Consider the following 12,914-nt stretch of genomic DNA (forward strand, 5'->3'; position numbering starts at 1 on the left):
GCTCCAAGACCTTTCCTTCGATCATCCAGACGTTGTTCACCAGGTCGGGCGCCTCAAAGTCAGCGAACGCTTTGACCTTGAGCACGACGGCGAGATGTCGAACCGTACGGAGTTCATGAACGCGGTAGCCGCCTTGTACTTCTTCGTAAAATTCAGGCTTGAGCGACATGAGTCGCTTCCTGAAGCGGAAGATCTTCGCTTCGAAGTGGTCTACGAAGTGGTCGACAAGTAAAAGTCGGTAGCGGTTCTCGATGATCCGTACGACAGAGTCGTCAAGTGAGATTGTCCTCATGGCTAGCCTTAGAACTTGCCCAGCAGCGGGACAACCTTTCCCGACTGGTAGGCGATGAAAACGGTGGGCGCGACCTCGTCGTGCACGGTGCGGCCGTTAGGCAGGACGATGTGCGCGAGGAACTCGGCTTCGAAGGTGGTGATGCCAGACTCGACGGCTTTGAGCTTGGCCTTGATGCAGAGGGCCAGCGCGCGCCACTTCTGGCGCACGGCCTGTTCGTAGGCCTTCGCGGCATCGGCGGGGCTGCGCAGATGGTTGCGGCCGGGCGTTCGCGTGAACTCCTTGGCCTGCGGATCCGGCATCGGCAGCTCGAACTTCACGCGTCGCTCGAGCGCCTCGAAGGCGATCACGGCGCGATCGGGCGCAGATCCGTACATGAAGGACGTCGCACCGTACCGCCGTAGCGTCGCCTCGATTTCGGCGCGGCTCTTGTCGCTGCTCACGGTGGTGCCTTGGGCATACTTGGTCATGAACGCGCCTCGCGCTGGCTGATTCGCTTCGTGGTCATGCGTTGTACCCCAGGCGGCGTTGAGCATTCACGACGCACTCCATGTCGGCACACGGGCAGTCGGCGTAGAAATGGTGGTTGGTGTAGCCCGGGTGGTTGAGGCAGTCGCTCGCCTTGCCGGTCGAGACCTCGACCTCGTCAGCCGGCCGCTTCTTGCCAATGCCGCGTTCCCACCGGGCTTTGTGCGCGCGCATTTCCTCGGCCTGCGATTCGGTGCCCTCGAACAGGAATGCACCGTATCCCCTCACGTAGATTGTCCAGTGCGTGGTCATGCGGCTTGCTCCATATCCGGGAGGGTGTCGAACAGAGAGGGCATCGACAGCGCGACCTCCGCGGCCTGGAGGTGTTTCACGCCGTCGAAGAAGTACGGCGTGCTCAGTTCAACCGCGCGGCCACGACGGCCGGCCTTGAGGGCACGCAAGGGCACGGTGAACAGGCCGCCGAAGGGATCGAATACCAGCTCGCCGGGGTTGCTGAAGCGGTTGATCAGCCGGTCCACAATGTCGAACTGCAACGGGCAGATGTGGTTCTCCAGGCCGCGCCGGGTCTGCTCGCCATTGAGCGTCAGCATGCGGTTCACGTCGTGCCAGACGTCGGGGTGGTGGCTGCCAGGGGCCAGGGACATGAAGCTCGACGGCAGCGCGCCACGCGCCTCCAGGGCCTCGCCGATGCGGACATGCGACTCGTAGTCGTAGAGGCTGGCCAGGCTGTACGCGGTGAACAGCTTCGCCAGCTTGTCCGGGCCGAGGCTGGCCAGCTCGTCGACCGTGGGCAGGCGCTGCCCGCTGGACCGCCAGAAGGCGTGTGCGTCGATCTGCCAGCGCGCGCGGGTGTAGGCGATCTTCTCCTTGCGCACCGGCACGTCGGCATAGCCCTTTGAGCGGTCCGTCTGCGGCTTATGCAAGAGCAGGATGTACTCCGGCGAGCCGGCGCCCATCTTCGTGCCGTCCTTGCACTGCTCGGTCCAGCTGAGCCGGTAGGTCTGGTTGTTCTCGCGCACCACGTCGGTGACGACGGTGATCAGGCCGAGGTAGTCGAAGCCGTGGCCCTTGATGCCGAGGGCGGGCATGCCGGCGTAGTGAGCGATCGCTTCCGCGTGGAAGGGGCTGACGGTCGGGACACCCGCGCCGGTCACGTTGCCGAAGGCGATGCGGTCCTTTACGTGGATCGCGGCGATGCGGCCGGGCTTCAGGATCCGGAGCAGTTCGGCAGTCATGAAATCCATCTGCTCCCAGAAGTGCCCGTTGTCGTCGGTGTGCCCGAAGTCGTTGTAGTTCGGGCTGTACTCGTAGTGGTTGCTGAAGGGGATCGACGTAACGATCAGGTCGACCGAGTTCTCGGCCATGCCGCGCGTTTCCTCTACGCAGTCGTTGTTCGCCACCAGCCAATCCCGGCCGCTCACCTCGATGCGTTCCACGCCGATGGAGCGCGACAGCACGTCCGCCATCGCGGCGTGGCTGAGGCCGTATTCCCGAATAATTTCGCTCATCTTTCCCACCATCTCGTTGTGCCGCGTCCACTTCGCCAGCATCTTGGCGAGCACTTCTCGCTCGCTCTCTGCGTAGACGATCCAGATTTCGACCGGGTGCGCCTGCTGGAACCTCTGCACGCGGTGAATGGACTGAATGAAGTCGTTGAACTTGAAACCGATGCCGGCGTAGATCGCCTTGTGGCAGTGGCGCTGGAAGTTGCAGCCGCTCCCCATCAGCACGGGCTTGCCGGAGAGCCGCGCGACGCGACCCTCGCTGAACGCGATGACCGCCTCTTCGCGCTCGTCCAGATCCTGGTCACCGTAGACGCTGACCACGCCGGGGACCGCCGCGGCGATCGCGTGCCGCTCCGCCTCGAGGTCGTGCCAGATGAGGAAGTGGTCGCCGGCATGCTGTTCAAGGATCCGCGCCGTCGCGGCGACGCGTGCCGGCAGAGTGTCCCGCTTCTCGCGCGCCGCGTCGCGCAGGCCCATGGCCGCGTCCCTGAAAAGGTTGCCCTGGCCATCGCGGTCGGCCTCGGCGCTGCCGTGGTCCACCGGCACTTCGACGTAGTGCACCGTCAGCGCCGGCAGGTCGTAGCCCTCATCGCTGAAGCCGAGGTCCGAGGGCCTTTGCAGGAACAGCGCCCAGGACGCGACCCATAGCCAGAACTCGCGCTCCTTGTGCGGGTACAGCGTGAGGTTATTCGCCTGCGTGCTGTCGCGCTTGAACCAGCGCGTAAGGGCCTGCCCGGTGTCCATGACCCCCAAGAAGCCGGCGTAGTGGATCAGTTCCTTGTAGCGGTTCGGCGACGGCGTGGCGGTGGCCACAAACCGGAAGCGCACCTTGTCGAAGAGCGTAAGAAACGTCTGGTAGGTCTTCGAGCCGAAGCTGCGCAGGACCGATGCCTCGTCCAGGCTTGCGACCGCGAATAGGTTCGGGTCCAGCTTGCCGTCGCGCACGCTCTCGTAGTTCGTCAGGTGGATGCCGGCGAAGGATGGGTCGATTTCGGCGCTGGTGCGGATGAAGCGGGTTTCGATGTCCAGCATGGCGGCGTCGCGGCGGAACTCCTGCCGCACGCCAAGCGGCACCACGATCAGGCCCGAGCCGCCGGCATGCGCCATGCCCAACCGGACGATCTCCAGCTGCTGCACGCTCTTCCCCAGGCCGAAGGCCTCGAAGAGCGCACGGCGGCCGCCGGCGCACGCCCAGCGCACCGCGGCGCGCTGGTGCGGCAGGAGGATGGGGTGGATATCCGTGTCGGCGACATCGAAGCCTGCCGACGGCGCCATGCGGACCTTGCGCTCGAGGAACTCGCGATACGGGTCGGTCATGCCGCCTCCCTACGATCGATGAATTGGAGTTCTTCCGTGTTCTGCCGGACCAGATCCTCTGCCATGTACGGGCAGACCATGTTCCCAATCAGCTTCACCTGGTCGGTCTTGCTGATCGGCCTCCATTCGAAGATTCCCGAACCGGGGAACGTCTCGAACAGGCCGCGATCGATGATGTAGGTATCGGGCACGCCCATGGCGCGGGCGAGCTCGCGCGGAGTGAGCATGCGCAGCCCGATATCGACCAATACGTAGTTGCCGACGATGACGATCGCATCGCCGTCGAAGTGCGGAAAGCGGTTGGGGAGGAACCTCGACAGGAACTTCGCGGTCAGGCGCGCCTTGCGCCACTGGTCTTCCGTAAGGGCCTCCCGCGGAATCGAGACGGCCTGGACGACGGCCATTCGGTCCTTCGTCGGCAGGGTGTGCATCGGCTCGCTCATGTCGGCCCACTGCCCGCCGCTGCCGTAGAACTTCATCATGTAGGCGGTGACCACCTGCTGGTGGCTGCCGGTGCTGGTGATCGTACTGACGGGCGCGCGCATGTCATGCCCAATGGACCGGTTGCCGTTCGGGCCGCCGCTCGCCTGAAGCATCCATGCGCTGGCTTCCACGCCCTCGGCCAAGACGACGGCGTGCTTGGCGCCACCCGCCACGACCGTACCAAGCGGCTTGTCGAGGCCGGGCACACGCGGATCCTGGCCCTCGCGCTCGCCGTACCCGGTCTGGATCAGGGTGGCGCCGATCAGCGCCTGCTCGCCTCGGTTCGCACCGGTGACGGTGGCAAGGGGATCGTGCACAGTCGCCGTGTGTCCGTCGCCGTGGTGCGTGAGGTGCATCAGGCTGGCGGCGAACATCGCGAAGTGGCCGCCCTTGACCTGGGCGCACTGCGTGCGCAGCGGCTCATCGATCGAGAACGTCCGCTGAGCGCTTCCGGGGCATCTATGGCGCGGACATCAACCTTGATCCTGACAGCCCTGATGGGCAGATGGTCGGGCTCATCGCGCAGATTCGCACTGACCTTGAGGAACTGGGCGAGAACATCTATCGGTCGCTCGACCCGGACTACGCTGCGGGGACGTGGCTCGAGCAGCGTGCGGCTTATGCCGGCCTGATTCGGAGGCTGGCCGGGTATAGCTATCTGCGCGACGTCATCCTCAGCGGCCGCCCCGGCGCCATCATCCCGGCAGGCTCTCTCGTCGCGGACCCGAACGGCATTCGCTGGCGGTCGGTGTCGGCCGTCGTGCTGAATGGTGACGGATCGTCCCGAGCGGATTTCCGTAGCGAAGACCTCGGCGCCTTCATGGTCCCCGAAGACACCGTCCTCGCAATCCAGACCGTCGTGCTCGGGTGGCAGGCAGCGACGACGCTGACGGCCGCTGAAGTCGGTACGGAGGAGGAGACGGATCCGGAGCTTCGCGCACGCTTCTTCCGCAGCCGGTCCCGCCCGGCGACCGCCAGCGCGGAAGCCATCGAGGCAAAGATCGCCGAGCTGGCCGACGTCCGGCAGGTGGTGTGCCTGGAGAACTACACCGACATCGTTGATACCGATGGCGTGCCCGCCCACGGCATCAACGTCGTCGTGGATGGCGGCGACGACATGGCCATCGCAACAGTGATCCGCCAGAACAAGCCGGGTGGTACGGCGATGCGCGGTGAGGTTGTCGTCAACGTTCCGGTGCGTTCCGGGACGCGGCCGATCCGCTTCGACCGTCCGACGGTGGTCCCGGCTGCCGCGAAGGTCACTGTGAAGCGTGCGGCGAACTTCACAGCGATCGACGTCGACGGCATTAAGGCGGCCCTCGCCGCGCTGCTGTTCGAGATCGGCGAGGACGTGCTTTTGAGCCGCCTCTACACGCCGATCAACACAGTGCCTGGCTTTTGGGTGCAGGAACTGTTGATCGGAACGGCTGGCGGCGCGCTGAGTACGGACAACATCGAGGTAGACGCGAGGAGCCTTGCCCGCTTCAGCGTCGGGGATGTCGAGGTGGTAATCCTGCCATGAGCTACCGCGACCTTCTCATATGGCAGTACCAGGGGAAGCCGCGCGCGGAGGCGACGGCGGACCTCCTGGCCTCTTCTTTCGGTGACGCATGGACCGGTCTCGCAGCACTTCGCAGTGTGCTCGACATCGACACGGCCGTCGGCGTAAACCTCGACCTCGTCGGCAAGCACGTCGGTCAGCCGCGTGTCCTTCCCGACATTACGCCGCGCGGCCTGTTCGGTTTCGAGGGCGCAGAAGGTGCGAAGGGGTTCAGCCTCGGTGGAGATGGGGGAGGGAAGTGGTATCGCCTTGGTGATCCCATCGCCGATTCGGTGGTGCTCAACGATGACGACTATCGCTTCCTCATTCGCTGCCGTGTCACCCGCAACTACATGACAGGCACGATGCCGAACATTGAGGACGCTCTCGCCTTCATCTTCGACGGCACTGCCGAGGCCTACGACCAGTACGACATGACGTTCACTGTCGTCGTGCGGGAGCAGGGTCTCACCGACTTCAAACGCTACGCGATCACCAAGCTCGACATTCTTCCGCGTCCCGCTGGGGTGCGGATTCGATTCGTTCTCGCCGCCGGCGACGCGCCCTTTGGGTTCTACGGCGTGCCAGGTGCGCGCGGCTTCAACAGCGGAAAATTCGCGAGGTTCCTATGACGATTTACAACCGCCCCGACGAGCTAGTTATGGCGGAAAGCGCCTTGGCGGGCGAGGTGCAAGCATTTCCCGACATCCTTCGGGGCTGGGGCATTACGTTCGAGCAGACCGGCGGTCTCCCGCCGATGGAATGGGTGAACTACATCGCACGGCGAACCGATCAAGCCGTCCGATACTTCATGCAGCGCGGCCTGCCAGAGTGGTCGGAGTCAGAAGATTACCCGCAAGGCGCGTACGTGCAACACGCGGGGAACTCGTATGTTTCGAAGCGGGCGAACCTCAACAAGGTGCCGGCCGCTAGCCCCAACGATTGGGCGCTATGGTCGATCACGAGAGACGAACTGAATGGCCTTACGACGGGCCGACTGATCAATGTGCAGATCTTCTCGCCAGGGACGTATGTCTACAACTCCTATCCTGGGACGAAGCGCCGGAGGGTGCGCGTTCAGGGGGCAGGCGGCGCCGGGGGCGGAAGTGTGGCTTGCACGAGTACTCAGAATTCTGTCACCGCGGGGGGAAGCGCCGGCGCTTACGCCGAAAGCTGGATATTGGGTGATCTCGCGTCGCAGTCCGTCATCGTGGGACAGGGCGGGATTGGCGTCGCAGGCGGTTCTGGAGGTAACGGCGGAGCGTCCAGCTTCGGATCGACGATCTCGGCCCCCGGTGGCATCGGAAATACAGTTTCGGGTGCGACGTTCACGACGTTGGGAATCTATGGATCGGCATTGGGGTCGGCCATCGCTACTGGCGGGAACTTTCTGAATTTGAGGGGAAGCAAAGGTACTTTCGGGATCCTGACGACTATCGGCGTCGCCGAGTCAGGAAACGGTGGCGCGTCGATCTTCGGCGGTGGCGGTGACGGCAAAGGTCAGAGCGCGACAGGCCCAGGCGTAGATGGGACAGCCCCGGGATCAGGTGGAGGCGGCGCACTCACCATGCAGAATGGAGCAGCGCAAAAAGGGGGCAAAGGTGCCGACGGCATCATCATTGTCGAGGAGTATTCATAATGACCATCTACGTTCTTGTGGAAGACGGTCGCGTCACCCAAGTGGCGACCGACGACACAGACATGTCTTTCGACGAATGGATTGCTCGTTTCCCACCGAGTTTCACGTGGGTTAACGTAGATGGCCAGGTGCCGCAGCCGGAGGTGGGCTGGAGTGCGTTGGACGATGGCGAGGTGTGGACGTTCGCACCGTATGTACCCCCGCCGCCGCCAGGACCGACGCAGGAGCAGATCCGGGCGACGCGAAATGCACTTTTGACTTTGGCGGACTTCGCGATTAACACGACGGACGATGGAGGTCTGTCCAGCTCGTCACTTCGGGTATGGCGTCAGCAACTCCGCGATGTGCCATCGCAAGAGGGCTTCCCTGCGTCCATTGTTTGGCCGGTCTTGCCAGCGGATGTCGTGCTGCCTGAAACCCAACGCGCCCAAATTGACCAGATGCTGGCCAGCTAACCTCCGCAGGGATTGATCCCGCTTCTTCCGCTACACTTTAGGGAGGTCTAGGAGGCATGAATGCAGAAGGACAAGGCAGCCGATGGTCTGCGTGGCATGGCAGCACTGAACGTGCTGCTATGCCACATGCTCATCGCGATATTCCCGCTTGGCTTTGCCTACATGTACCCGGGCACGGCGCTCCCTGGAGCGCCAGTGGGCTGGGCGGAGAAAGTCCTTGCGTTGCCGCTCGTTCCGTTGTTCGTCAACGGACATTTTGCGGTTTGCGTGTTCTTCGTGCTGAGCGGTTACGTCCTAACAAAGAAGTTCTTTGTAACCGGTGACCTCGGCATTCTTAAGGTTCGAGCCGCGCGTCGGTACGTGCGTCTAGGCGTGCCGATTCTTGGAAGTGTTCTTTTTGCCTATGTATGCATGGCGATGGGCGCCTCATGGGCGAGGCCAGCGGCTGAAGTTACTCGCTCGGCGTGGTTCACCTTCTTCTGGAACTTTGACCCCAGCCTCCCAGGTGCGCTCGCCGATGGCACCTATCGTGCCATTTTTACCGGTTCCTCCCCATACAACCTGTCGCTATGGACGATGAAGATCGAACTCATCGGTTCAATGATCGTCTTCGCCTACGTCGCGCTGCGGCTCGCCGGCATTGCAGGTTGGCTGTGGTTCGCCCTCGTTAGCGCTCTTTTGTTTCGCGTTTTCCCGGCAGATTGGCCCTATTACCTCGCGTTCCTACTTGGCAGTCATATCGGCGTGCTTCGTCCGACGCGGTCGGTTCCCGTGTTGGCCGCGTGCGCCGCGGGAGTTATCGTTGGAGGATCATTCGATCTTTCGCCCCTCTATGAGTGGACTCGGTTCCTTGCGTTGGAGGATGTGGTGCGCGAGTCGGTGTTCCACGTGGCAGCCGGCGCTCTCTTGCTTTACATAGTCCGGTGCGGCGTCCTCGATATGCTGTTCCTCAGCCGCCCTGCTCAATTTCTCGGTCGAATTTCGTATTCGATGTATCTGGTCCACCTGCCGATACTGCTGACGTTGTATGCAGGACTGATCACGGTCTTCTGGCATGCGGGCCTTCCTCGCGTTGCGGTCGCCGCGGCATCCATTTCGATCGCACTGCCCGTGGTCTTAGGCGTGGCGATGCTCTTCGATAGGTATGTCGATCGGCTCGGCATCCGACTTTCGAAGCTGATCGGGCAGAGAAAATCCGCCAAAGGCTCGGACGAGACCGCCGAAACAGCGGCCTGACGCAGCCGTCACGCCGTGACGGTATGCTTCTGGCATGTGCTACTCCGCCCAGATCCTCGCCGAGTTCAAACAGTACCGCCGTTTCGGCGGAGAGTTGGACATGAAGGCCTACGTGGAGATGGCCGGCTGGGCCATGAAGAAAGGCCTGTGGGTCAAGAGTGTGCCCAAGGCGATGCGCAACGCGTTCATGGACGCGGACGGACCGGACGAAGAGGAGGCGAGGGCTGCCGCCCTCGCGGCGTACCGGAGCGCCGCGGCGAGCCTCGAGCAGGAGATCGCCGAGCAGTCCGAGCGCCTGGCCCGCGCCCAGGCCGTGCTGGCCGGCCCGAAGCCCACGAAGAAGGCCGAGAACGACCAGCGGGTGGCCACCAACAAGATCTCCGCGGCGCGCGACAAGCTCGCCCAGGTGACCGATCGCGCTGCCGGCGACGGCTACGCCCGTATCTGGCCCGGCGGCGTGGTTCCCGTGCTGATCCGCGATCCGGCCACGGGTGAGCGCCACGTGGTCCCCATGCGCTACCGGTGCCGCCTGCCGGGCTGGGACGACGCCAAGGAGCGGGCGAAGCCTGGCACCTACAACGCCCGCATGGATTCCCTGGCCACCGTTTGGCGGAAGCTGTGGGGCTACAACCACGGGGTGATGGTCGCCCGGACCTTCTTCGAGAGCGTATCGCTCCATCGCCTCCAGCAGCGCGAGTTGTCGCCCGGGGAGCGCGACATACCCGTGGAGATCGAATTCCGACCAGAGCCAGAGCAGGACATGCTCCTGGCCTGCCTGTGGCGGTATGTGGAGCCCGAGGGCGACGAGCCGGGTTTCTACTCGGTCGCTGCGATCACCCGCGACCCGCCGCCCGAGGTCGCGGCCGCCGGCCATGACCGGTGCGTTATCCCTATCCGGCCCGAGAACCTTGATGCCTGGCTGGATCCGCAGCCGGGCCGGTTGGTGGAGATGGAGCGCATCCTCGCTGACCCGATCGACGCCTACTACGAGCACCAGGTGGTCGAGCGCGAGGAAGCGTAGCCGTGGCGCACGGTTGCGTCGCAAACCTCTCGCACGCTGCGCGCACCGTCCACATTCCTGAGACTGGCCGCGGCTATCGTCCGCGCCATGAGCACTGTTACCTGGCTTCCACGAGAGGCGATTATGGGCGCGCCCAACCCACACCACTATGGTGCTGCGGAAAACGGCGTTCCCTTCGTCATGATACGACAGCGGGCCGACGGCCCGCGGTGGCGCGTCAGTCTCTATCCGGACGGCGACCCGGAAAACGCGATCGAGACCATTGCGGGGTCCGAGCGACAGGCGAAGCGATTCATTGAACGCTGGGCCGCGCCACGCACGCTCCAGCCACGCAAGCCGGTGTGGCCCAAGCAGGTCGATACGCGCTGGGCGGCCCGGAAGCCCAAGGACGCTGACGACCGGTCGTAGAGGCTGAAACAGCGCCCTAATCGGGTACGATTAGCACAGCGTAAGCACACCACATCCCCGAACCCGCATTCCTAAGCGGTGCGTAAGCCCCCTCCTAAGGGGAAGGTCGCCCGTTCGAATCGGGCCGGGGTCACCAGCTTCGAACCGTCGTCCACCAGGATCTGCGGTGACCGATTCCTACCGGAGGCCGCCATGTCCCGTTCGTTCGACGCCATCATTGTCGGTGCCGGACAGGCCGGTCCCGCGCTGGCGAGCCGCCTCACCGGAGCCGGCAAGACCGTCGCCATCGTCGAACGCCACCTCGTCGGCGGCACCTGCGTCAACACCGGCTGCAAGCCCACCAAGACCCTCGTCGCCAGCGCCTACGCCGCCTATGTCGCCCGTCGCGGTGCGGACTATGGCGTCGGCGTCGGAACGGTATCCATCGACATGCCGACGGTAGCGGCTCGCGCACGCAAGGTGATCCTCGATTCGCGCAAGGGCAACGAGGATTGGCTGGCGGGCATGCCCGGACTCACGCTCATTCGCGGGCATGCACGGTTCACGGGCCCGCGCCGCCTCGAGGTCAATGGCGAAACGATCGAAGCGCCGAACATTTTCCTCAACGTTGGCGGTCGCGCCAACGTGCCGGACTTTCCGGGCATCGACGAGGTGGACTACCTGACCAACAGCACCATCATTCCGCTGGAGTCGGTACCGGGCCATCTGGTGGTCGTCGGCGGCAGTTATATCGGTCTCGAATTCGCACAGATGTACCGGCGCTTCGGCGCGAAGGTGACGGTGATCGAGCAAGGGCCGCGGCTGGTACAGCGCGAGGACGAGGACGTCTCCGCCGAGATCCGCGCCTTCCTGGAAGAGGAGGGCATCGAAGTGCGGACCGACGCGTGCTGCATTCGCCTTGCCTCGCATCCGGAAGGCGTAACCGTGGGAGTCGATTGTACCGAGGGCGCGCCCGAGGTCATCGGCACGCACGTATTGCTGGCGGTGGGGCGCCGTCCCAACACCGACGACCTCGGCCTGGACAAGGCCGGCATCGGAGTGGATGAACGCGGGTACATCAAGGTGGACGACCGGCTCGCCACGAGCGCCGAAGGTGTCTGGGCCGTGGGCGACTGCAACGGCAAGGGCGCCTTCACGCACACGGCGTGGAACGACTACGAGATCGTGGCTGCCAACCTCCTCGACGGCGGTGACCGCAAGGTGAGCGAGCGCATCCTCGGCTACGCCCTGTATGTGGACCCGCCGCTGGGCCGAGTCGGCATGACCGAAACGCAGGCGCGGGCAAGCGGTCGTCCGTTGCTGGTGTCGAAGCGCCCAATGACGCGCGTGGGCCGTGCGGTGGAAAAAGGCGAGACGCACGGTTTCATGAAGATCGTCGCGGATGCGGAAACGAAGCAGATCCTGGGCGCCGCGATCCTCGGAACCGGCGGTGACGAAGCTATCCACGGCATCCTCGACATGATGAATGCCCGCGCTTCCACCGACGTGCTGAAGTGGGCCGTACCGATCCACCCCACGGTGTCCGAACTGATTCCCACGCTTGTGGGCGACCTGCAACCCGCCGACGACGCATGAGCGAAGCGCATCAGATGTCGCGTACGACCATGAGGCGTGTCTCGGTCATGTCCTCGATCGCATAACGCACGCCTTCGCGCCCGACTCCCGAGGACTTCGTTCCGCCGTAGGGCATGTTGTCCACGCGGAAGCTGGGCACGTCGTTGACGATCACGCCGCCCTGTTCGAGTTCGTCCCAGGCGCGCATGGCATGGCGCAGGTCGTTGGTGAACACACCCGCTTGCAGACCGAAGTCGGAATCGTTGGCGAGGTCGATGGCCTCGTCGAAGCTGAGCACACGTTGCAGGATGGCCACGGGCCCGAATGCCTCCATGCGTTGCAGCTTCGCATCGCGCGGCACGTCTTCCAGCAACGTCGCCTCCAGCATGGCGCCCTTGCGACCGCCGCCGCACAGGATGCGGGCACCGGCCCTTTTCGCTTCGGCGATCCAGCCCTCGAGCCGTTCCGCCGCCGCGACGTCGATCATGGGGCCGAGAAAGGTGGACTTTTTCTTCGGGTCACCCGACTTAAGCGCCTTCACCTTTGCCACGAGCTTGCGGCGCAGCGCGTCGTAGACGTCGTCGTGGATGAGGATGCGCTGCACGCTGATGCAGCTTTGTCCCGACTGGTAGAACGCACCGAACACGAGCCGATCGACCACGGCATCGAGCCGGTCGGCCTGGTCGCCGTCCACGATGCAGGCGGCATTGCCCCCCAGTTCCAGCGTCACCTTCTTGTGGCCCGCGCGCGCCTTGAGGTCCCAGCCGACAAGCCCGCCGGTGAAGGAGAGCAGCTTGAGGCGTGGGTCGGTCACGAGCGGTTCGGCATGCTTGCCATCCAGCGGGAGGATGGAGAATGCGCCTTTCGGGATGTCGGTTTCGGCAAGGATCTCGCCGATGATCAGTGCGCCCAGCGGTGTGCGCTCTGACGGTTTAAGAACGAAGGGGCAGCCTGCGGCAATGGCCGGGGCTACCT

The 12,914-nt window shown here is 64.2% G+C and carries 13 protein-coding genes and 1 tRNA gene; 9 read left to right on the forward strand and 5 right to left on the reverse strand.

Translation table 11 applies throughout. The features are described from left to right. Window positions 1-300 precede the first annotated feature (300 nt). From ACPYOD_RS18100 to ACPYOD_RS18115, 4 genes are read right to left on the reverse strand one after another with little or no spacing between them, the layout of a single operon-like run. Window positions 301-828 carry a hypothetical protein gene (locus ACPYOD_RS18100; RefSeq protein ID WP_481303094.1) on the reverse strand — a complete coding sequence of 176 codons (528 nt, stop codon included), beginning with the start codon at window positions 826-828 and terminating at the stop codon, window positions 301-303. Beyond that, on the reverse strand, window positions 797-1,072 hold the full coding sequence (locus ACPYOD_RS18105; RefSeq protein ID WP_481303095.1) for a hypothetical protein: 276 nt from the start codon (window positions 1,070-1,072) through the stop codon (window positions 797-799). Before ACPYOD_RS18105 ends, ACPYOD_RS18100 begins: the two co-directional genes overlap by 32 nt. Next, window positions 1,069-3,603 (reverse strand): DNA methyltransferase, encoded by a 2,535-nt coding sequence (locus ACPYOD_RS18110; RefSeq protein ID WP_481303096.1) that lies wholly within the window; start codon window positions 3,601-3,603, stop codon window positions 1,069-1,071. The genes ACPYOD_RS18105 and ACPYOD_RS18110 overlap by 4 nt, the downstream gene beginning before the upstream one ends. Next, a complete protein-coding gene (locus tag ACPYOD_RS18115) occupies window positions 3,600-4,460 on the reverse strand; it encodes a hypothetical protein (RefSeq protein ID WP_481303097.1) in 861 nt (286 codons plus the stop codon). The genes ACPYOD_RS18110 and ACPYOD_RS18115 overlap by 4 nt, the downstream gene beginning before the upstream one ends. A gap of 131 nt (window positions 4,461-4,591) precedes the next feature. On the opposite strand from ACPYOD_RS18115, the gene ACPYOD_RS18120 reads away from it, so the two are divergent. From ACPYOD_RS18120 to ACPYOD_RS18160, 9 genes are all read left to right on the forward strand, one after another. Beyond that, a complete protein-coding gene (locus ACPYOD_RS18120; protein ID WP_481303098.1) occupies window positions 4,592-5,608 on the forward strand; it encodes a baseplate J/gp47 family protein in 1,017 nt (338 codons plus the stop codon). Further along, window positions 5,605-6,258 carry a baseplate wedge 1 family protein gene (locus tag ACPYOD_RS18125; protein ID WP_481303099.1) on the forward strand — a complete coding sequence of 218 codons (654 nt, stop codon included), beginning with the start codon at window positions 5,605-5,607 and terminating at the stop codon, window positions 6,256-6,258. The genes ACPYOD_RS18120 and ACPYOD_RS18125 overlap by 4 nt, the downstream gene beginning before the upstream one ends. Then, window positions 6,255-7,265, forward strand: coding sequence for a glycine-rich domain-containing protein (locus tag ACPYOD_RS18130; protein WP_481303100.1), 1,011 nt, complete (start codon window positions 6,255-6,257; stop codon window positions 7,263-7,265). Before ACPYOD_RS18125 ends, ACPYOD_RS18130 begins: the two co-directional genes overlap by 4 nt. Further along, entirely contained in the window at window positions 7,265-7,720 is a 456-nt protein-coding gene (locus tag ACPYOD_RS18135; protein ID WP_481303101.1) for a phage tail assembly chaperone, read from the forward strand. Before ACPYOD_RS18130 ends, ACPYOD_RS18135 begins: the two co-directional genes overlap by 1 nt. Window positions 7,721-7,780: 60 nt before the next feature. Then, on the forward strand, window positions 7,781-8,956 hold the full coding sequence (locus tag ACPYOD_RS18140) for an acyltransferase family protein (protein ID WP_481303102.1): 1,176 nt from the start codon (window positions 7,781-7,783) through the stop codon (window positions 8,954-8,956). Window positions 8,957-8,990: 34 nt separating this feature from the next. Next, a complete protein-coding gene (locus ACPYOD_RS18145; RefSeq protein WP_481303103.1) occupies window positions 8,991-9,977 on the forward strand; it encodes an SOS response-associated peptidase family protein in 987 nt (328 codons plus the stop codon). A gap of 87 nt (window positions 9,978-10,064) precedes the next feature. Then, a complete protein-coding gene (locus ACPYOD_RS18150) occupies window positions 10,065-10,385 on the forward strand; it encodes a hypothetical protein (protein WP_481303104.1) in 321 nt (106 codons plus the stop codon). A 59-nt stretch (window positions 10,386-10,444) separates the two neighbouring features. Then, a tRNA-Ser gene (locus ACPYOD_RS18155) sits at window positions 10,445-10,521 on the forward strand. 56 nt (window positions 10,522-10,577) lie between these two features. After that, the gene (locus ACPYOD_RS18160; RefSeq protein ID WP_481303105.1) at window positions 10,578-11,960 is read left to right on the forward strand and encodes an FAD-containing oxidoreductase; all 1,383 of its coding nucleotides are present in this window, start codon (window positions 10,578-10,580) and stop codon (window positions 11,958-11,960) included. A 10-nt stretch (window positions 11,961-11,970) separates the two neighbouring features. On the opposite strand, the gene ACPYOD_RS18165 is transcribed toward ACPYOD_RS18160, so the two are convergent. Continuing rightward, the coding region (locus ACPYOD_RS18165; RefSeq protein ID WP_481303106.1) for an aldehyde dehydrogenase family protein at window positions 11,971-12,914 on the reverse strand (944 nt) is incomplete at its 5' end.

Source organism: Luteibacter sp. HAY1-4A (genome assembly GCF_056755355.1).

Coding starts and splice junctions, on each gene's coding strand:
- ACPYOD_RS18100 (WP_481303094.1), bottom strand. CDS start 828: ATGCTCAACGCCGCCTGGGGTACAACGCATGACCACGAAGCGAATCAG.
- ACPYOD_RS18105 (WP_481303095.1), bottom strand. CDS start 1,072: ATGACCACGCACTGGACAATCTACGTGAGGGGATACGGTGCATTCCTG.
- ACPYOD_RS18110 (WP_481303096.1), bottom strand. CDS start 3,603: ATGACCGACCCGTATCGCGAGTTCCTCGAGCGCAAGGTCCGCATGGCG.
- ACPYOD_RS18115 (WP_481303097.1), bottom strand. CDS start 4,460: ATGTTCGCCGCCAGCCTGATGCACCTCACGCACCACGGCGACGGACAC.
- ACPYOD_RS18120 (WP_481303098.1), top strand. CDS start 4,592: ATGGTCGGGCTCATCGCGCAGATTCGCACTGACCTTGAGGAACTGGGC.
- ACPYOD_RS18125 (WP_481303099.1), top strand. CDS start 5,605: ATGAGCTACCGCGACCTTCTCATATGGCAGTACCAGGGGAAGCCGCGC.
- ACPYOD_RS18130 (WP_481303100.1), top strand. CDS start 6,255: ATGACGATTTACAACCGCCCCGACGAGCTAGTTATGGCGGAAAGCGCC.
- ACPYOD_RS18135 (WP_481303101.1), top strand. CDS start 7,265: ATGACCATCTACGTTCTTGTGGAAGACGGTCGCGTCACCCAAGTGGCG.
- ACPYOD_RS18140 (WP_481303102.1), top strand. CDS start 7,781: ATGCAGAAGGACAAGGCAGCCGATGGTCTGCGTGGCATGGCAGCACTG.
- ACPYOD_RS18145 (WP_481303103.1), top strand. CDS start 8,991: ATGTGCTACTCCGCCCAGATCCTCGCCGAGTTCAAACAGTACCGCCGT.
- ACPYOD_RS18150 (WP_481303104.1), top strand. CDS start 10,065: ATGAGCACTGTTACCTGGCTTCCACGAGAGGCGATTATGGGCGCGCCC.
- ACPYOD_RS18160 (WP_481303105.1), top strand. CDS start 10,578: ATGTCCCGTTCGTTCGACGCCATCATTGTCGGTGCCGGACAGGCCGGT.